Raw genomic sequence first — 18107 nt, 5'->3', positions numbered from 1 at the left:
ACCGTTCGGCCAACGCACGTGCCGGCGTTGCGTCTACTTCCCGCCGATATGTAGTTGCCGCACTGCGGACGTGAAAATAGGGTCAGGCCGCTTTTGACGACGTCGATCTTTCTCTGGGCGTGTGAGTCCGTTGGTCAGTCTGGCGCCGACGAGGCCGGGGTCAACGGCTCGCAGGAATCCCGGCGGCGTACCTTCTGCACACCGCCGCCCGTCGCCCGTCGCCGAAGGCGCACGTGAACGAGCCGATGCCGATGTCTTCGTGATTCGAGATCATGGTTCCGCTTCGATCGGCAGAGGGTCGGGAATTGCCGGGCCGGCGAGGTGGCAACGTCAGGACCGGGCCGGTTCGACCGCGCTCGCGTCGACTGGGCGTGTCGATCTCGCGGAGGACGTCGGCTATGCCGTCGATGTCGTTGAGCCGGGGGACCCATTCCGGGCGGACTGTGATGGTGCCGTCCGTGTACTTCTTGATGTAATTCATCAGCACGATGATCATGTTGAGCCAGCTGATGCCCAGTTCCTGCCGGGACTTCGCCTGGACGATCTGCTCGTCGGCGAGGTCGGCGCGCGTGGGTTGGGTCGCGCGAGGATCTCGGCGAACCTCTGCCGGTAGGCGTCAGTGGCCGTCGGACTCGACCTTCGGGAAGGGGAAGCCGTTGAGGTTCTCGCGGTGCATCCGGTTGTACCCGTACGTGTCCTCGCCGGACACCATCACGCCGCCGTGGTAGTCGAGTTCGATCGCGTCGCCGGATCCGCTGAGCGGTCGATGTGCTCGTAGACCCGCACGGACGGCGAGACGTAGCGGGACACCAACCCGACGCGCTTGTCGGCACTGATGTTCGGGTGCGAGCTGTGGACGCACTTGGCCAGGAAGATGACGAACTGGCCGGGCCTCAACTCCATGTCGACGATCTCGTGATTGTTCGGATCCCAGTCCTTGTCGAGCTTGAGCTCCGCATAGTCGTAGCCGTTGTGGGACTTGTTCTCCACGTTGTAGGACTGCTTGTGGCTGCCGGGCAGGAAGCGTAGGCAGCCGTGCGCCTTGTCCGTCGAGGAGAAGGCCGTCCAGACGAACAGCTCCTGCGTGGCGGCCGCGGACTCCTCGGTGTAGCGCAGCGAGGGATACGAGACGGTTTCCGACTCGTTGTACATAGTGAATGCCTCGACCTGGTGCCAGCCCGTTCCCGAGCCGCCGGGCTCCTTCTCGAAGATGTGCGTCTTCCAGCACATGATGTCGTCATCCATGAGGCTGCGAAGCTTGTGGACGATCGCCGGCTGGGCAATGTGCCGCGACAACGTGTCGCAGTCCAGGTGCCGGTCGTAGTTGATGATGGTCGAGTTGTGCGGCTTGTTCTCGGACGTGACCATCTCGATCATGGCCTGGCTCCAGACCAGCGGAGCCTCTTCCTCGGCATAGAGGTCGAACGGCCCAAGGAACCCGTTCTCCTTGAAGGACTCCACCTGTTCGGCCGTCAGCCCTCGGATCGCCGGGTCGCTCGTGCTTTCCGCCACCTTGACCCCCTTCTTTCGATGAGGTTCCTGCGAGCCGGACATGCCTGGAACGAGGAATGCGGGGCGGGCCAGTGCCGATGGAGGCTACTGACACGCCAGCTGAGCCAACCGTAGGCGGCGCGGACGGACGGGTCTTGTCACTGAAACGGGGGTCTGCATCGGTGCGGCACCGCATGGCCGGACCCGCATCCCGAGCGCGGACCCCGCCCATCCGCGCTCGTCCTCACAGCCCGGCGCCGTCCCCGACGTACGACAGAACCCTCACGTTGTGCCATTCACTTGCGGGGGTGGGATGGATACGGGAAACTGTCCCGATGCCTGCTGAGTACACCCAAGGTGACCAGTTCCGTGGTGCCCGCATCCATCTGTGCGATCTCTCTGGTCTCGAGATTCGCGATTGCGACGTCACCGGCCTGAAGATTGTGGACTGCTATGGGGGTAACGTCTCCCTCGGTGGCGGCTTCGAGCGTGTCGTTGTCAATGACGTCGACGTGACCGCCTATGTCGAGGCCGAGCTCGACCGGTTGCATCCCAACCGGGTGCTGGCCCGTGAGGCCACGTCCGCCGCCGAATACCGGGCTGCTTGGGATGCCATCGAGAAGCAGTGGGAGGAGACGCTCGACCGTGCCAGGCGCCTACCCGAGGCGAAGCTGAACGAGCAGGTCGACGGCGAGTGGTCGTTCGTCGAGACGCAGCGGCATCTGCTGATGGCCAGTGATGCCTGGATCGGCAACGCCGTGCTCGAGGAGGATGCGCCGCACCACTCGTTGGGCCTTCCTGGCGGCGGGATGCCGGCCGAAGCATTGGCGAAGCTCCTCGGGCTCACCCTCGATGCCACCCCGACGCTCGACGAGGTACTCGCGCCGCGGCTCGCCCGCATGGCCACGATGCGCCGGGTCGTCGACGAGCTCACCGAGGCCGAGCTCGACCGGGTATGTGGTCGCAAGCCGGCCGACCCCTACCCGGACAAGGACTACGTCGTACGCCGCTGCCTCAGTGTCGTGTTCAAGGAAGAGGCCGAGCATCACCGGTACGCGGTGCGCGACCTCACCGTGCTCGAGGCCGATACCCGAACCGAGTGAAAGCGCCCACCGAGCAGGAGCGCTGACCGGTCGGGCGACTTCCAGCCGCAGTGCTGCTGCTACTCCCGGCCGCAAGATTCTGGTCGTCTGCCACACCTGCCAGGAACACGGCCAACTACTCGGTGAGTGCCACGCCGCGCAAACAGCGAACCACATCCCATCGAACGCTGCCTGGAGTGGGTCAGCCGGTTCCGTCGGCTGGCCCGCCGCTTCCCACTACACCGGATTCCTGCGCCTGGCATCCGCTCTGATCTGTTGTCGGCAAGCCGACCGGCTCAACCCCAAATCAACTGAGATGCGGTCCTGTTAGGGCCCAACGGCTCGCAGGAATCCCAGGCGGCGTACCTCCTCCACGCCACCGGCCAGCGGGACCGGATCACCTCCGCGGGTGAGGGTGGCGAGGAACTCGCGGCGCGGTTCCGGCGCGGCACCGAGCCGCTGGCTCTGCCCGCTGTCCCACTCGACGTCCAGCGTCACACCGGTGCCGGCCAGCCGGTGCTCGATGTCCAGCAGCGCCACCTTCGACGGCAGCCGGTTGCGCAACAGCCTCATCAGGGTGCGCGGCTTGGTCAACCGCCCATGGGGGATGACTGGTCGTGGGTCCGGCGACCACCAGGTCAACGCGTACGGATCGGGTAGCGGCGAGTCGAGCGGCCCCCCTCGTTGCGGCCTTCGTTGTTGGATCATCGGTATCTTGTGCGGTGGGGCAGGTCAGAAGGGGCAGGAGGACACGGTCTCGTCCGGCGATCCGGCGGAGCCGCCCATCCCGGCCTCCCGCATCAGCCGGGCGATCGGCCAGCCGGCGCCGCTGGGATCCGCCTCGTAGCGGCGGATCACCGACTCCTGCACGTCCGCCGGCTTCTCCTGGCTGAGTTTGAACAGCGCCTCCACCGACTCGATCGTCAGCCGGAAGGCACCGACGCCGTGCACGATCCGGCGGAAGTAGTCGACCGAGGAGGTCTGGTCCCAGCCCGCGCCGAAGCGATCCTCCAGGCGAGCGGCCGTCCACCGGACGACCTCGAGTGTCTCCTCCCGCCCGCGGATCAACCGGAGGCGGCCGCAGACGTGCACGGCCGCGAAGTTCCACGTCGGCGCGGACGGGTCGCCGGGGTAGACGGCCGGCGTGACGAAGCCGCCCGGCCCGTCGAACATCAGCCGGGCGTACGTGCCGTCCGTGAGCGCCTTCCAGTGCGGGTTGGCGCGGTTGAGGTGGCCGAGGATCTCGGTGCCGGCCAGCGGGCCGGACTCGGGTTCACCCGGCGCGACCAGGGCCGGCAGGCGGGTGGCCAGGGGAGCGGTCGTCCCGTTCGTGGTGAGCGTCGCGAGGGGGTGGCCGTCGATGATCCGGCGGTGCCAGTCCTCGTCCTTGATCCGGTAGTGGCTCGGTACGAACATGGCTACCGACACACTCCGTAGGCCTGGCGGCCGCGCGGGCCGGTCGCGGCCCGAAGGAAGCCGGTATCCGGGTCGACACCGGCGGCGCAGACCTTGCCGAGGGTGGACGCCGGCACCACGTCGAGCCGGTGGCCCTTCCGCTCCAGGCCGGCGAGCACCTCGGGCCCGAGCGAGCGTTCCGCGACCAGCACGCCCGGCCGGGAGGCGCGCGGCGCGAACGACTGCGCGAAGTGGTCGATGTTGACGGCGGGGAGCTCGGTCGCGGCCTGCGGTTCCAGCCCGAACTCCGCGATCGCGAGGAACACCTGGAGCGTCCACTGGTCCTGCTGGTCACCGCCCGGCGTGCCGAACGCCAGAAACGGCTCGCCGTCGCGCAGCACGATACTGGGGCTCAGCGTCGTGCGCGGACGCCGGCCGGGCGCCAGCGAGTTCGGGTGGCCGTCGACGAGCCAGGCGGTCTGGCCGCGGGTGCCGAGCGGGAAGCCGAGATCGGGGATCACCGGTGAGCTCTTGAGCCAGCCGCCGCTGGGCACGGCCACGGCCAGGTTCCCCCACCGGTCCGCGACCGCGACGGTGCAGGTGTTCCCGGCACCGGCCTGCGGCGCACCGGCGGTCACGGTGGGTATGCCGCTGCGCAGCTGGGTCATCCAGTCCGGCTCGTCGGCGCCCGGCTGCTCCGGTTTGGCCTGCGGGATCCAGGGCTGGCCGGGGCCCACCCGGCCGGGTTGGGGGTCGAGGGCCGCACGGTCGCCGATCAGCGAGCGCCGCCGCGCGGTGTACTCCGGCGCCAGGAGCTCGGCCATCGGCACCGGTGTGTGCGCCGGGTCCCCGTACCAGGCCTCGCGGTCGGCGAACGCGAGCTTAGCCGCCTCCGCGAGGGTGTGGACGTAGTCGACGGTGCCGAGCCCCATGCTGCGCAGGTCGCAGCCGGACAGGATCGCCAGCTGCTGGAGGAAGACCGGGCCCTGCGACCACGGCCCCGGCTTGTAGACGGTGAAGTCGCCGTACGGCAGCGCGCACGGTTCCTCGACGGCAGGCTGCCAGGCCGCCAGGTCGTCGCCGGTGAGCAGGCCGCGGTGCCGGCCGCCGGTGGAGTCGAGCACCTCGGTGGTACGCGCGAAGCCGTCGATCGCGTCGGCGACGAAGCCCTCGTAGAAGGCCGCCCGGGCCGCCTCGAGCTGGGCCTCCCGGTCGGTCGACGCGGCCCGCGCCTCGCGCAGCAGCCGCTCGTAGGTGCCGGCCAGCGCGGCGTTGCGCATCCGGGCGCCGGCCGCCGGTACCGCGTCGTCGGGCAGGTAGGTGCGCGCGGACGCGGTCCACTCCGTCCGGAACAGCGGAGCCATCGCCGCGACCGTCGCCGCGGCGCCGGGCAGCAGCGGGTAGCCGCCGGAGGCGTACCCGATCGCCGGTTCCAGGACGGTGGCCAGTGGCATCGTGCCGAACTCGGCGAGCAGGCGCATCCAGGCGCCGAACGCGCCCGGCACGGTCGCGGGGAGCAGGCCCGCCGCGGGCATCTGCTCGATGCCGAGCGCGCCGAACCGCTCGATGGTCGCCGCCTGCGGCATCGGGCCCTGTCCGCAGATGACGCGTACCGTGCCGGCCGAGCGCGGGTAGACCGAGATCACGACGTCGCCGCCGGGCCCGTTCGAGTGCGGCTCGATCACCTGGAGGGCGAAGCCGGCGGCCGCCGCCGCGTCGAAGGCGTTGCCACCCCGGTCGAGGATGCCCATGCCGACGGCGGACGCTAACCAATGCGTCGAGGCCACGGCGCCGGAGGTACCGGTGAGCTGGGGTCGCAGGACGGTCATCGTTGGGTTGACCCGGTGAGCAGCAGGCCCAGACAATACGTGCCCGGTTCGGCCTTGCGGGTGACGAAGTGGTGCACCGTACCGGCCGGGATGAAGAATGTCGCCGGCGAGGTCAGCGTGTGGTGGCGTCCGTCGGCGACCACCTCGATCACGCCACCGCCCGGATTCGGTGACAGCAGCAGATAGATCTCGGGACACTCGTGGGTATGCGGATCGGCCACCGGCTTTCCCACCTTGTCGCTGAGCTCGCCGCCGGCCAGCTCCAAGCACAGCCCGCCGTACATGTCGTCGGTCAGGTAGAACGGTGTGGGTGCGTGATGTCCGGGAATCTCGCGAAACAGCGGAAGATCCATTCGGGCGGCCGGGGCGGCGGCTGTGGAAGGTGCGTCCATGGGGTGTTCCTCCGGGTACGGCCGCGCCGGCCGCGTCGATGACGGATCAGGCTGGGGTCAGGTGGAAGATGAAGCTGAACGCGGGAAGTTCGATGAGCCGCTGATCAGCGAGGCGCCAGCCGCTCTCATCGATCACCGAGTACCACTCGTCGAGCGTGGGCAGGTACTGGTCCATGATCGCGTGCACGGTCTCGAAGCCGAGCGTGAACATGGGCAGGTCCGGGCCTTCGACGCCGACGGACCGACAGGTGTCGCCGAGGAGGAGGTTTCGTCCGTTGGGGAAGGTCTCTCGGAGCTTCTGCAGTGTCTTCACGCAGTTGTCCCGTGGCCAGAAGTCGTGCCCCATGAGGAAGCAGGTGACCAGTTCGACGTCGGCGTACTCCGGCCTCGGCGACATGTTCAGCACATCATCCCGAAGCAGCGTGATCCGGTCCGTCAGGTTCGCATCCCGGACCGCCTCTCCCGCGACCGTCAACGCCCCCGGGGCGATATCGACCCCGATGGCCCGGATCGCGGGTCGCCGCTCGGCCAACATGATGATCCGATCGCCGCTGCCGCAGCCGAGATCGGCGACGGTCGTGTAGTCGATACCGTCGAGGAGATCCCGCAGCGGCGGGTCGAAGAAATTGCGGGCGATGCTCCGGCAGGCCACGCTGATCGCCCGCGAATCGCGGCGCATCTGGCGGTCGCCGCGTTCATCGGTGCGAACCAGGGTGGTGAGATCGGTGAAGAGCTCGCCACAGCCCCTGGTCAGCCAGTAGAAGAAGCCCCTGGTACGGAACGCCTCGTCGAATCCCGGTCCGCGCCGGGCCAGGTTCGGCCCGGCGTCGACGACCACGATCCTGCGGCTGGACAGCGCGACAAGGATCCGGCGAACCGCCTCCGGGTGGGTGCGGGTGCGGGCGGTGAACTCGGGTACGTCGACAGCGTCCCGGTCGGCGAGCTCGTCCAACAAGCCGATGTCCCAGGCCGCGCTGAGAGCGGCTGCGGCCACGGCACCGTTGAAGGTATCCGCACAGTATCGCGCTTCCTTGGGCAGATGGGTTGTCGCGGCGGTCATGTAGTCCTCAACTTTCGCACCGTGGAGCTGGTCCGGACCGTTCTCGATGGGTGGGCCTGGGTAGCCGGCGCGCCTACGAAGCTCAGGATCTCCAGGACGCAGTCCGTCAGTCCCGCCTTGCGTCGCATCACCTCCGGGTTCCGCAGACGGGGCGGTTCCTCATGCGCGCTCGGCGCGAAGGAGGGGTACAGGCCGTTAGCGGTGATGTCGAGAAAGATGGCGTGCAGTCGGCGGACCAGCTGGCTGCCGACAGCGAGCTGGGAGACGGCCGCACGGCTGGTCAGGAAGATGCCGTCGTACAGCCACATCAAGGTGTCCCGGGGGATCTGCTGTCGGCCCTTCGGCTTGGGACTCTGCAGCAAGGACACCTCGCCCGAGGACAGGACCTTGTCCGCGATCCCCTCGTGAACCTGCTCGTTGAGTTCGCACTCGTGGCGCAGGGCTTCCGCCACGGTGCCGGAGCCGATCGTCACCTTGCCCCGGATCAGCGGCCGGACCGGTGCATAGTCGCGGGCCCAGGCGCCGGTGAGATTGACGTGCTGGCGGGCCATCGGCATCCGGATGACGGGTCCGTAGATGTGCCGGGGGGCGGAGCTTCCGTACATCAGCATCAGCGAATAGCCGCACACCAGCAATCGCGCCTGCGTGGCGAGCTCCTCGTGTTCGACCCGCGCGGCCTCGCTCTCCCGCAGGATGGCCCCGAGCATCTGCCACAGCAGGAAGGTGGTCTGGTGGGCGGTGATCCACCGGAACCAGAACAGGCGGTCGATGTCCTCGGCACTGTCCGGACGCAGGTCGTGGACCGAGGCGGGTGACGCGTGCGCCAGCCGTTCCCGCAGTTCCTCGATCCGCATCGGGTCCACGGACACTGTTCGGGGTACCCATCGGGAGGGCAGGGCCAGCGGCTCAAGCCCGTAGGGATGACCGCCGAACTCCCATTCCGCGCCGGACGGGAGGGTGGTGACGACCGCCGGTGCCTCAAGCGGATGCATCGGCGGCATCCGTTCCCTCGGAGGTATCCGGAAGGTAGGTGAATTCGAACTCCAGGCCGTTCACGTCGTACGCGTAGAAGCTCTGCATGCCCTGACCGTCGATGTCGATCTCGGTGGCCGGCTCGGCGCGAGCGAAGGTGAAGCGGCCCGATTCGTACAGCTCCCGGTACCGGCCGCGCCACAGTCGCAGCTGTTCCGGCGTGTCGACCCGGATGCACAGGTGCTGGAACTGGTTCACCTCGCCGGCCGGCGGCCCGTGCGTACCGCGGTCGCGGGTGAACAGGTGCAGGCGGATGTCGCCCACGGCCACCTCGACCAGGCGGGTCAGGCCGGGGAGCCGCCGCCGGCTCAGGTCGGAGAAGCCGCCGCTCATCTCCCAGGAGACCGTGCAGCCGAGAAACTCCCGGTACCAGAGAACGGCGTTCTCCAGGTCCATCGTCTGGATGCCCACGTGGTCGATCGCCCCGGTCAGCGGAACCGGGCGGGCCGAGGGCTTGCCCGGCGCGGCCACGTCAGATGTGGTTGGAGCCAAGGTTCTCTCCTGTCTTCGGAGGAGTTCCGCATTTCTCGGGCAGCCGGCGGCTCGCGCGGTTATGTGTAGGGGGACCGTTCGATGGTGAAGTAGCGACGCAGCTCCTCGATGTGCCGGAGGGCTTCGGTGTCCCCGCTAGCGTGCGCGATGTCAATCATCGTGCTCCACACGAAGTCGTCGCCACCGTCGTACCGGTAATGCTTTTTGATGACGATGCTGAATATCTCGTCGACCGTTTCCATTGTCATGACGTCGGCGAGCCGCAATAGGCTGGCGCGGTCGGCATCGGTGACCGGTGGTCGTTTGACCATTCGGTCCTCCGGAATGCCGGCGTCGACGCTGTGGCCCGGGATCGTGATCAATGGCTTCTCGGACGGCGCGTTCGCGAAGTCGAGCATGAGGTGGATCCGCGCCTCGGTGGAGAGCACCGCTAGCGAGTGGATCACTGAGGCGTCGAGGAACCAGATCTCGCCCCGGCGCATCTGGTACACGGTGTTGCCCTCGCTGAAGAAGCAGTTCTCGTTGGTGGCGAGGGGGATGTGCACCCGGTGGGCGTTGCGGGTGTCGTCCGGGATGTCGCTGAGCTCGAGCAGGTCCCGGTGCGGTAAGCCCACGCTGTTCTGTACCTTCGCCAGCCGCACGAAGTTCAGCCGGTCCAGATCGACAACCGTGCTGATCAGCTCGCGGAGATAGGGAAGCTGGTTGCCGTACTCCGTGAACGCGCCGGGCTGGCGGTGATCGTATTTGGTGACCACCCCGTCGCCATCGGCTCCGCCCGGGGTCCAGAGCATGCAGCTCCTATAGGCGCCGCGGGAAAGGTAGTCGCTGTGCGCTTCGGACCACGGAAGTGAATCGCTGTGCTCGAGGTCTTTGGCGAGGCGGACGTCATCGAGTGGGGTGTCCGCTACATAGTGGGTTCGCATCGGATCACGCAATCCCTCTCAGCCGAATTTGGGGCTCTCCCGATACGCTAGGCGACTCCCAGTTCGGTACGCAGGTCACGTGTTCCGGTGACGATCCAGGTCCTCGGCCACTTTCTCCAAGATCTCCACCTTTCCCGAATAGGGTTCGCTGCGCCGAGGCCAATGCACGACGAAATCCGTAATGCCGGCTTCGGCGAATCGGCCCGCTGCATCGAAGAACGCCGCCGGCGACTCGAGAACACCGCCCACGGACGGGCCGCAGACCAGCAACCGGGCCACCGTGGCCGGGTCACGGCCGACCTCCACGCAGGCCTTCTCGAGCGCCTCCACCTGCCGGCGGACGACGGGGAGCGCCTGTTCGTACGGCGCGCTCTCGACCCGGTTGGGCTCGCCCGTCGTCACCCAGTACGAGCCGTACTCGGCCGCCAAGCGCATGCCGCGGGCCCCGGCGGCGGCGACGGCGAACGGGACGCGGGGCCGCTGCTGGCACAGTGGGTACGAATGAACCTCGTCGGCGACGTAGTAGCGGCCGTCGAAGGTGGTGACCGGCTGCCGCAGGAGCGAGTCGGTGAGCCGCACGTATTCCGCGAACCGCTCGGTCCGCTCCCGCCGGCTCCACGCGGTCCGGCGGGTCATGGTGGCGTCGAAGCCCTCGGCACCGGCGCCGAGACCGAGGATGAAGCGGCCGCCGGAGATGTCCTCGATGGCGGCGACTTCCTTGGCCAGGTACACCGGATGTCGCAGGTTGGGCGAGGCGACCAGGACGCCCAGCCCGATCCGTTCGGTCTCCACGGCCGCCGCGGTCAGCGTCGGGACGAGGGTGAACCAGTCCTTCGCGCGGAACGCCCGCCAGTTCAGGTGGTCATAGGTCCACGCGTGATCGAATCCCATCTGCTCGGCCCGGCGCCACTTCACGCGCGCCGTCTGCCAACGGTCCTCCGGGACGATCTGGATGCCGAATCGCATGTGTTTTCCTTCATCCGGCCAACCCGGATCGATGTTGAAGTTTTACCGGAAAGGTTCTCCGGATCGAGGCGCCGTTTGAGCGAGCTTCTCCGCGTCACCGGTCGTCAGCGTGTCCAGAACCGTCCTCCAGTTCTCGTCCAGCGGCTCCAGCGGTGACGGAAACCTTCGTCTCGGGTGGGCACCCTCCGTCGCGGATCGCCGCGGCCACGTCGCGCAATGTCCCGTCAAGGAGTTTCGTCAGGTCGGGCGCGGTTCGCAGGATCGCCTGGCACTCGTCGCGTAGCCGGAACGTGAGGATCGAGTGGCCGCCGAGCTCGACGAACGTGTCCAGGACGCTGATCGGCGACCGCCCCAGGACCCGCCGGTAGATCTCGACGAGGGTGGCTTCCAGCTCGTCGGCGGGGGGCACGACCGTACGCTCGGGCACGGTCGACGCCTGCCAGATCCTGATCAGCTCGTTGTGGTCCAGCTTTCCGTTCACCGTCGCCGGAAGACGGTCCACGGGCACGACCTGCGCGGGCCGCATCTGGCGGGGCAGTCCGGCCGCGAGTTCGAGGAGCGCCGCGGGGTCCAGGTCGGCGGTGGTGCGCCCGCCGGCGGGGACGACGAAGGCGAGCAGGCGGGGCGGCGACCCGTGGGCGATCACCGCGCAGTCGCCGACCGCGGGGTGAGCGGCCAGCACCGCCTCGACCTCACCGGGTTCGATCCGCAGGCCACGGATCTTGACCTGCCGGTCGATCCGGCCGAGGTGCTCCAGCGCGCCGTCCTCGCGAAGCCGACAGAGATCACCGGTGCGGTACATCCGCGACCCCGGCGACCCGTGGGGATCCGCGACGAACCGCTCCGCGGTCCTGCCCGGCTGCCGCCAGTAGCCGTCCGCCAGGCCGACAACACCGCTGATGTACACCTCCCCGGGCGTGCCGACCGGGACAAGATCGAGGTTGGTGTCCAGGACGGTTGCCCGGAAGTTGTCCGCGGGACGGCCGACCGGAACGACGACGCCGTCCCAGCCGGGCTCGATGACGTTGTCGGTGACCGAACCGGCCTCGGTGGGACCGAAGGCGTTGACGAGGGTGCTGCCGGGCAGCGCGGCGTGGAAGGCCGCCGGGATCCGCGGGCTCATCGACTCGCCGCCGCACACCAACCACCGCAGCGCGTGGGACCCGACCCGAGACATCTCGTCCAGGAAAGCCGGCACCAGCGTCGTCACCAGGAAGATCATCGACACGTCGTGGTCCCGGATGAGTCCGGCGAGGTGCCGCGGATCGCGCTCGCCGCCGGGCCGGCAGATCACCAACCGCGCCCCATGGTAGAGCGGCCAGAAGATCTCCCAGATGTGCACGTCGAACCCGGCGTAGGTCTTGTACAGGGCCGTATCGCCGAGATGGTACGGGTACTGGCGCTGCATCCAGAAGACGTTGGCCAGGGTGCCGGCCGTGCGGGAGGCCACGCCCTTGGGGCGGCCGGTCGTCCCCGACGTGTAGAGGATGTGGACCGGCTCGGAGGCCACGCCACCCGGGCCGCCGTCGAGATCCGGATTCGTCGCGGGCCGGCCGGACCATGTGCGCTCCGCGTGAACGTCGTGGATCTCCCACGCGCCGTCGGGCAGGCGAGCGTGGCAGGCCGGATCGGTCAGCACGTGGTTTGGCGCCGAGTCCGCCAGCATCAACGCGATGCGCTGGTCCGGCAGGTCGGCGTCCAGGGGAACGTAGGTGGCGCCGGTCTTGGCCGCGGCGTAGAACGCGACAACCTGGTGGATGCCGCGCTGGAGGAAGACGCCTATCCGAGTACCCGGGCGGGCACCGCGCTCGCGCAGGTGGTGGGCCAGCCGGTTCGCGCGCTCGTTCAGCTCCCGGTAGCTGACCGTGTCCCCGTTCTCGTCCTGCAACGCGATCGAATCCGGGGTTCGCTCCACCTGCGCCTGGAACGGTTCGGCCATCGTGCGGTATCGGATATCCGGGTTGCGCTGCGGGTTGAGGCCGTGCAGGATCCGCTCGCGTTCCTCGGCGCCGACCAGCGGATGGTCGAGCATCGGCCGATCGGGTTCGTTCGCCATGCTGGTCAGCAGTTGCAGGAAGGAGCGCGCCCAGGCCTGCGCGGTGGGGAGGTCGGACGAGTCCGTCATGGTCTCGACGTACAGCTGCCGGCCGGACCGGACGAACAGGATCGTCACGGCGACCGGTTCGTCGTCGCCCCCCGGTCCGGGCACGATGGTGTTCCGCGGCCGGCGGGCCTGCCGGAGCGCCTCGCGGAAGTTGAGGGACAGGTCCGGGGCGCCGGTCGCCCCAACGATCGCCTCGACCGGCCCCCGGGTGACCCGGATGCGGCAATGGGTGCCCGGGCGTGGCAGCCGCTCGGCCAGTACACCGGCGCAGAGGGACAGCGGGTCGAAGTTGTCCACGCCGGCCGCCCGAGCGAGGGAGTGCAGGGTTTCCAGCACGCCGTCCGGTAGGGCGATCGGTCCGATGCACTCCGTTGTGGACAGATACCCGCTCACTGCGCGCTTCCTTCGAAGAGTCCGCAGGCGTAGAACCCCGGCGCCAGGGACTGCGCCAGATACGTCTGTCCGGGCTGAATGCCGAACCGCTCGTGGAAATCGGCCAGGTTGATCATCCAATCGGCGTTTCCACAGTGTCCGTAGGCGGCGAGCGTGTCGGCGAAGTGCAGGGTGTCCGGGCGCAGACCGACGGATGTCGCGTTGAATAGCGTCAGCGGCTTGTGCAGGTTGGCCGCGAACACCTTGGATATCTGTGCCTGCTGCCGGCCGCCGGCCCGGAGCACCGCGGACAGCGTCCGTTCGGCGACATCCTTGCGCGAGACGAACGTGTCGCGGCCGCGCAATCCCTCCGGGTCGATCTTCACCGCGGACGAGACCAGCCGCACGAGTCCCGGCCGGCGGGACAGCAGGCAGCTCGCGGCCGCGTCACCGAACATCGCGTAGGGGAGCACCCGGTCGCGGTCGTGCGGCACGAAGTCCACGGCGACGACCACCACGTGGGTCGCCTCCGGATCGGCCAACAGCCGCTGACCGTGCCGAAGCGCGGTCAGCGAGCTGCAGCACCGCTGATAGGACATGACATGAGGGACGCAGTCGTTCATTCCCAAGGCGAGTAGCACTCGGCTCGCGAAGTCGGACGGCAACAGAGCCAAGGTCGGGTCGCTGGTCGCGAACACAAGGTGGTCGATGTCCGCGGCGGCGACGCCGGCGTCCCGGAGGGTTCGGCGCACGGCGTCCACGACATAGTCTTCGACCGGCCCGGACATTTTCCGGTACGTCGTACATCCCATCTCACGGAAGTCGGTGCCGAACGACACGGTCTCCCAGAGGGCGCCGAAATCAGGGATGTTCTCCGGCTTGCATTCCACATCGCCGAAGGCGCACGCGAACGAGCCGATGCCGATGTCTTCGTGATCCGAGATCATGGTTCCCTTCGATCGGCAGAGGGTCGGGAATTGCCGGGCCCGGCGAGGTGGCGACGTCAGGACCGAGCCGGTTCGACGCCGATCGCATCGATCTCTCGGAGTACGGAGACGATGCCGTCGATGTCGTTGAGCCGGGAGACCCATTCCGGGCGGACGGTGATGGTGCCGTCCGTGTACTTCTTGATGTAGTTCATCAGCACGATGATCATGTTCAGCGAGCTGATGCCCAGTTCCTGCCGCGACCGCGCCCGGACGACCTGCTCGTAGGTGAGACCGTCGCCGAAAGGTTGAGTCGCGAGGATCTCGGCGAACCTCTGCCGGTAGTCGTCAGTGGCCATCGGACTCGACCTTCGGGAAGGGGAAGCCGTTGAGGTTCTCCCGGTACATCCGGTTGTGCCCGTACTTGTCCTCGCCGGAGACCATGACGCATCCGTGGTAGTCGAGGTCGATCGAGTCGCCGAACCCGCTGAGACGGTCGATGTGCTCGTAGACCCGCACGGACGGCGAGACGTAACGCGACGCCAACCCCACGCGCCTGGTGGCACTCGTGTTGGGGTGCGAGCCGTGGACGCACTTGGCCAGGAAGATGACGAACTGGCCGGGCTTCAACTCCATGTCGACGATCTCGTGACTGTTCGGATCCCAGTCCTTGTCGAGCTTGAGCTCTGAGTAGTCGTAGCCGAAGAAGTCGTGGGCCTTGCTCTCGACGTTGTACGTCATCGGCTTCGACTCGTCGTAGTACCACTGTTTGTGGCTGCCGGGCAGGAAGCGTAGGCAGCCGTGCTCCTTGTCCGCCTCGGAGAAGGCCGCCCAGACGGTTAGCTCCTGCGTGGCGGCCGTGGACTCCTCGGTGTAGCGCAGTGAGGGATACGAGACGGTTTCCGCCTCGTCGTATATAGTGAATGCCTCGACCTGGTGCCAGCCCGTTCCCGAGTCGCCGGGCTCCTTCTCGAAGATGTTCGTCTTCCAGCACATGATGTCGTCGCCCATGAGGCTCTGCAGCTTGTGGACGATCGCCGGGTGGGCGATATGCCGGGACAGCGCTTCACAGTCGAGATGGCGGTCGTAGTTGATTTTGGTCGAGTTGTGCGGCTTGTTCTCGGACGTGACCATATCGATCATGGCCTGGCTCCAGACCAGCGGAGCCTCTTCCTCGGAGTAGAGGTCGAAGGGGCCGATGAACCCGTTCTCCGTGAAGAACTGGACTTGTTCGGCCGTCAGACCCTGGGTCACCTTTTGGACAACGCTTTCAGCCACCGTGATTCCCTCCTCGTAATGACCGTGATCGCTGGTCGGACGTGTCTGGCGTCAGCCGCCACGTTGAGCACACCGTAGGGTTCCGCCGGCTGGGGCGTCTTGTCACCGGAACCAGGGTCGGGCCGCCGCCGCCCCGGGATGGATGCCGTGCGCGTCACCGGGCGGCGTCATGCAACCTCCCTGATGAGCGACGCGGTCTCCGATTGTTTGGGCAACCGGGTGTCTCGTTGTTTGGGCAACCGGGTGTCTCGGCTCTCGGCGGCAGGTCGGCCGAGCAGCGCAGCCCGGGTGAGTTCCGCCTTGTTGCCAACGCCGAGCTTGGCCCGGATGCGCTTGACATAGGTGTCGACCGTATGCGGGCTGATGCACAACCGGGTGGCGATCTGACCGTGGGTCAGGCCACGGGAGATCTGCCGCAGCACCTGCTCCTCGCGCTCGGACAGGTGGTAGCCCGATGTGTCGGCGTGCAGCGCGGTGGGCTCGCCACCGGACTCGGCCGGCCAGACGCGGCTTCCGGACGTCACCGCCCGGATCGCGCCGATGATGCCCTCGCAGGACTCCAGTTTGCTCACGACCCCCAACGCTCCGGCGCGCAGGTACATCTCGGCCTCGATGCAGTCCGAGTTGCTGAGGACCAGGACCGCCGCGCTTTTGGCCACCTCGGTGATATGCGTCAGGTCGTCGGGTATCCGAAGCGCGTCAACGTCGATCACAGCTGCATCCGCGAGGCAGGACGCGTCCACTGTGGGCGAGGTTCGCCTGGCGACGACTTTGATGCCGGCCTTGGTCAGCGTGTCGACCAGGCCGATGAGGAAGATGGGTGAATTGACGAGAATGTCGGTGCGGATCATGTTTCGCCCCCGTCTTTCATTCTGTCCTTATTCGGCGACTGGATCTCTGCGCCGGTCGCTGCCGTCGCCACCGCCGGCAGCCGTCGCCCTGGTCGGTCAGCAACTCCTTCTTCCGTCGTCCATGGCGGCCGAACACAGCCACCCCCCGCACCGGCGAATGCAGGGAGTTGATCAAAAGTTCGTGCCGACGCTAACAGTGTGAATCAGCCGAACGCTTGTCGCTGCTTTCGGGGACAGTCAAAGCGAAAACGCATGGTGCCACGGCGTTGGCGGCGGCCTAAATGGACGGTAGGCTCCCGGCCAGGCGTGATCGCACCTTGACACATCCCGGGGGTGAAGCTCATGAGCAGCCTTGAGTTCGAAACTCGACAGAACGCCACCCCCGTCGCCGTGGCCGAACGGGAGGCGCTGCTGGCGAACCCGGGCTTCGGGCGGACCTTCACCGACCACATGGTGTCGATCAGCTATTCCGACGGCAAGGGCTGGTACGACGCCCGACTCGAGCCCTATGCCCCGCTGCGGATGGACCCGGCCACCGCGGTGCTGCACTACGCTCAGTCAGTCTTCGAGGGGCTGAAGGCCTACCGCGCGCCCGACGGCGGGGTCGTGATGTTCCGGCCCGACGCCAACGCCGCGCGGTTCGTCAGGTCCGCCGAGCGCATGGCGATGCCGCCGCTGCCGCCGGAGCTGTTCCTTCATTCCCTGCGAGTTCTCATCGAGCAGGACCGGGATTGGGTTCCGGGCAGCGGTGAGTCCAGCCTCTACCTGCGGCCGATCCAGTACGCCTCCGAGGTGTACCTGGGGGTGCGGCCGGCGTTGGAGTACCAGTTCCTGGTGCTGGCCTCGCCGGTCGGGGCGATCTTCGCCGGTGGGGCCAAGCCGTGCTCGATCTGGCTGGAGCGGGAGTACAACCGGTCGGGCCCCGGCGGCACTGGTGCAGCCAAATACGGGGGCAACTACGCCTCCAGTCTGCTGGCCCAGGCCGAGGCCATGCGGCACGGCTGCGAGCAGGTGGTCTTCCTCGACGCCACGGAGCACCGGCACTTCGAGGAGCTCGGCGGCATGAATGTCTTCTTCGTGCTCGGGGACACGCTGGTCACCCCGCCTCTGACCGACACGATCCTGCCGGGTATCACCCGGGACTCGGTCATCACCCTGGCCCGGCACCGCGGGCTCACCGTCGAGGAGCGGTCGTACTCGATCGACGAGTTCCGGTCCGACGCCGCGAGCGGTGCGCTGACGGAGATGTTCGCCTGCGGTACGGCGGCGGTGATCACGCCGATCGCCCGGCTGCTGTCCGCTGATGGCGAGATCGTCGTGGGTGACGGTGGGTCGGGGCGGGTGACGACGTCGCTGCGCTCCGCCCTGCTGGATATCCAGTACGGCCGTGCCGAGGACGAGTTCGGCTGGGTTCAGCGCATCGTCTGACCCCACGCCGCCGGCGACGGTCAGGTGGGGAGTTTCCGGGCGGCGGGGATACCGTGGCCGGGGGTGGTACGCAGCAGCCAGGTGGGGTTGCCGACGCCGACGATGGCGCCGGCTCCGTCGCGCACCACTGGCCGGAAGTACTTTCCCTCACTCGGCCAGAGGTCGAGGTTCCATTTCCCGCCGGTCATGTTGCTGACCTTGATGGAGCGCACGGAGGTGGCCGGCTTGGCCGAGCGCGACGGCTGGCTCACGCCGCCCACGCGGTAGAGCAGCGTGTACTGGCCGGCCGTGCCGGGCCGCGAGCGCGGCGGCGCCGGCCGCCTCGTCGGTGACGTCAATGAGCTCGCCAACCGCTGCCAGCAGCTCGGCCAGGCCGTCCGGCAGGTCTCCGACGGGTGCGGCAAACAGCAGTTTGTAGTCCCCGGCATCGGCGGCAAGCTCGATCGGCGTGGCGCCCCGGCCGTGTAGACCACGACCACTGGGCTG

Annotated in this window: 20 protein-coding genes; 3 read left to right on the top strand and 17 right to left on the bottom strand. The window is 67.9% G+C overall.

Features of this window, described 5'->3' with window-relative positions:
• Positions 1-160: 160 nt before the first annotated feature.
• Together FLL47_RS24425 and FLL47_RS24420 are read right to left on the bottom strand one after the other, a co-directional pair.
• Complete coding sequence (locus FLL47_RS24425; protein WP_144122889.1) at positions 161-496, bottom strand: hypothetical protein; 336 nt, start codon at positions 494-496, stop codon at positions 161-163.
• Positions 497-711: 215 nt separating this feature from the next.
• A complete protein-coding gene (locus FLL47_RS24420) occupies positions 712-1554 on the bottom strand; it encodes a phytanoyl-CoA dioxygenase family protein (protein WP_144122888.1) in 843 nt (280 codons plus the stop codon).
• 272 nt (positions 1555-1826) lie between these two features.
• Here FLL47_RS24420 and FLL47_RS24415 point away from each other — a divergent pair, with 272 nt between their 5' ends.
• A complete protein-coding gene (locus FLL47_RS24415; RefSeq protein ID WP_144122861.1) occupies positions 1827-2594 on the top strand; it encodes a DinB family protein in 768 nt (255 codons plus the stop codon).
• Between the two features lie 306 nt (positions 2595-2900).
• On the opposite strand, the gene FLL47_RS24410 is transcribed toward FLL47_RS24415, so the two are convergent.
• The 14 genes from FLL47_RS24410 to FLL47_RS24345 form a co-directional block, all read right to left on the bottom strand.
• The gene (locus FLL47_RS24410; RefSeq protein WP_144122887.1) at positions 2901-3167 is read right to left on the bottom strand and encodes a hypothetical protein; all 267 of its coding nucleotides are present in this window, start codon (positions 3165-3167) and stop codon (positions 2901-2903) included.
• A gap of 138 nt (positions 3168-3305) precedes the next feature.
• Positions 3306-3989, bottom strand: coding sequence for an FMN-binding negative transcriptional regulator (locus FLL47_RS24405; RefSeq protein WP_144122886.1), 684 nt, complete (start codon positions 3987-3989; stop codon positions 3306-3308).
• A gap of 2 nt (positions 3990-3991) precedes the next feature.
• Positions 3992-5755 (bottom strand): gamma-glutamyltransferase family protein, encoded by a 1764-nt coding sequence (locus tag FLL47_RS24400; protein ID WP_246158528.1) that lies wholly within the window; start codon positions 5753-5755, stop codon positions 3992-3994.
• A gap of 38 nt (positions 5756-5793) precedes the next feature.
• Positions 5794-6189 (bottom strand): cupin domain-containing protein, encoded by a 396-nt coding sequence (locus FLL47_RS24395; RefSeq protein ID WP_144122884.1) that lies wholly within the window; start codon positions 6187-6189, stop codon positions 5794-5796.
• Positions 6190-6235: 46 nt separating this feature from the next.
• Positions 6236-7249 carry a class I SAM-dependent methyltransferase gene (locus FLL47_RS24390; protein ID WP_144122883.1) on the bottom strand — a complete coding sequence of 338 codons (1014 nt, stop codon included), beginning with the start codon at positions 7247-7249 and terminating at the stop codon, positions 6236-6238.
• A complete protein-coding gene (locus FLL47_RS24385) occupies positions 7246-8250 on the bottom strand; it encodes an L-tyrosine 3-hydroxylase (RefSeq protein ID WP_144122882.1) in 1005 nt (334 codons plus the stop codon). Before FLL47_RS24385 ends, FLL47_RS24390 begins: the two co-directional genes overlap by 4 nt.
• A complete protein-coding gene (locus FLL47_RS24380; RefSeq protein WP_222106177.1) occupies positions 8228-8773 on the bottom strand; it encodes a VOC family protein in 546 nt (181 codons plus the stop codon). The genes FLL47_RS24385 and FLL47_RS24380 overlap by 23 nt, the downstream gene beginning before the upstream one ends.
• Positions 8774-8832: 59 nt before the next feature.
• The gene (locus tag FLL47_RS24375; protein ID WP_222106176.1) at positions 8833-9564 is read right to left on the bottom strand and encodes an aspartyl/asparaginyl beta-hydroxylase domain-containing protein; all 732 of its coding nucleotides are present in this window, start codon (positions 9562-9564) and stop codon (positions 8833-8835) included.
• Positions 9565-9771: 207 nt separating this feature from the next.
• The gene (locus FLL47_RS24370; RefSeq protein ID WP_144122880.1) at positions 9772-10662 is read right to left on the bottom strand and encodes an LLM class flavin-dependent oxidoreductase; all 891 of its coding nucleotides are present in this window, start codon (positions 10660-10662) and stop codon (positions 9772-9774) included.
• 94 nt (positions 10663-10756) lie between these two features.
• Positions 10757-13159 carry a non-ribosomal peptide synthetase gene (locus FLL47_RS24365; protein WP_222106175.1) on the bottom strand — a complete coding sequence of 801 codons (2403 nt, stop codon included), beginning with the start codon at positions 13157-13159 and terminating at the stop codon, positions 10757-10759.
• On the bottom strand, positions 13156-14085 hold the full coding sequence (locus FLL47_RS24360) for a beta-ketoacyl-[acyl-carrier-protein] synthase family protein (protein ID WP_186315889.1): 930 nt from the start codon (positions 14083-14085) through the stop codon (positions 13156-13158). Before FLL47_RS24360 ends, FLL47_RS24365 begins: the two co-directional genes overlap by 4 nt.
• A 56-nt stretch (positions 14086-14141) precedes the next feature.
• On the bottom strand, positions 14142-14423 hold the full coding sequence (locus FLL47_RS24355) for a hypothetical protein (RefSeq protein WP_144122878.1): 282 nt from the start codon (positions 14421-14423) through the stop codon (positions 14142-14144).
• Positions 14413-15342, bottom strand: a complete 930-nt coding sequence (locus FLL47_RS24350; protein ID WP_186315888.1) for a chlorinating enzyme — start codon at positions 15340-15342, stop codon at positions 14413-14415. The genes FLL47_RS24355 and FLL47_RS24350 overlap by 11 nt, the downstream gene beginning before the upstream one ends.
• Before the next feature lie 167 nt (positions 15343-15509).
• On the bottom strand, positions 15510-16193 hold the full coding sequence (locus tag FLL47_RS24345; RefSeq protein ID WP_144122876.1) for a helix-turn-helix transcriptional regulator: 684 nt from the start codon (positions 16191-16193) through the stop codon (positions 15510-15512).
• A 342-nt stretch (positions 16194-16535) separates the two neighbouring features.
• Between FLL47_RS24345 and FLL47_RS24340 the strand changes: the two genes are divergently transcribed.
• On the top strand, positions 16536-17621 hold the full coding sequence (locus FLL47_RS24340) for a branched-chain amino acid aminotransferase (protein WP_144122875.1): 1086 nt from the start codon (positions 16536-16538) through the stop codon (positions 17619-17621).
• Between the two features lie 20 nt (positions 17622-17641).
• On the opposite strand, the gene FLL47_RS24335 is transcribed toward FLL47_RS24340, so the two are convergent.
• Positions 17642-17872: a hypothetical protein gene (locus tag FLL47_RS24335; protein ID WP_144122874.1), complete on the bottom strand. Its 231-nt coding sequence runs from the start codon at positions 17870-17872 to the stop codon at positions 17642-17644.
• A gap of 22 nt (positions 17873-17894) precedes the next feature.
• Here FLL47_RS24335 and FLL47_RS24330 point away from each other — a divergent pair, with 22 nt between their 5' ends.
• Positions 17895-18089 (top strand): hypothetical protein, encoded by a 195-nt coding sequence (locus tag FLL47_RS24330; protein ID WP_144122873.1) that lies wholly within the window; start codon positions 17895-17897, stop codon positions 18087-18089.
• Positions 18090-18107 lie beyond the last annotated feature (18 nt).

It is taken from the genome of Catellatospora sichuanensis (genome assembly GCF_007483665.1).
Lineage (GTDB): Bacteria > Actinomycetota > Actinomycetes > Mycobacteriales > Micromonosporaceae > Catellatospora > Catellatospora sichuanensis.
The sequence above is the reverse complement of the archived record's forward strand: the minus strand, read 5'-3'. Positions and strand labels throughout refer to the sequence as shown.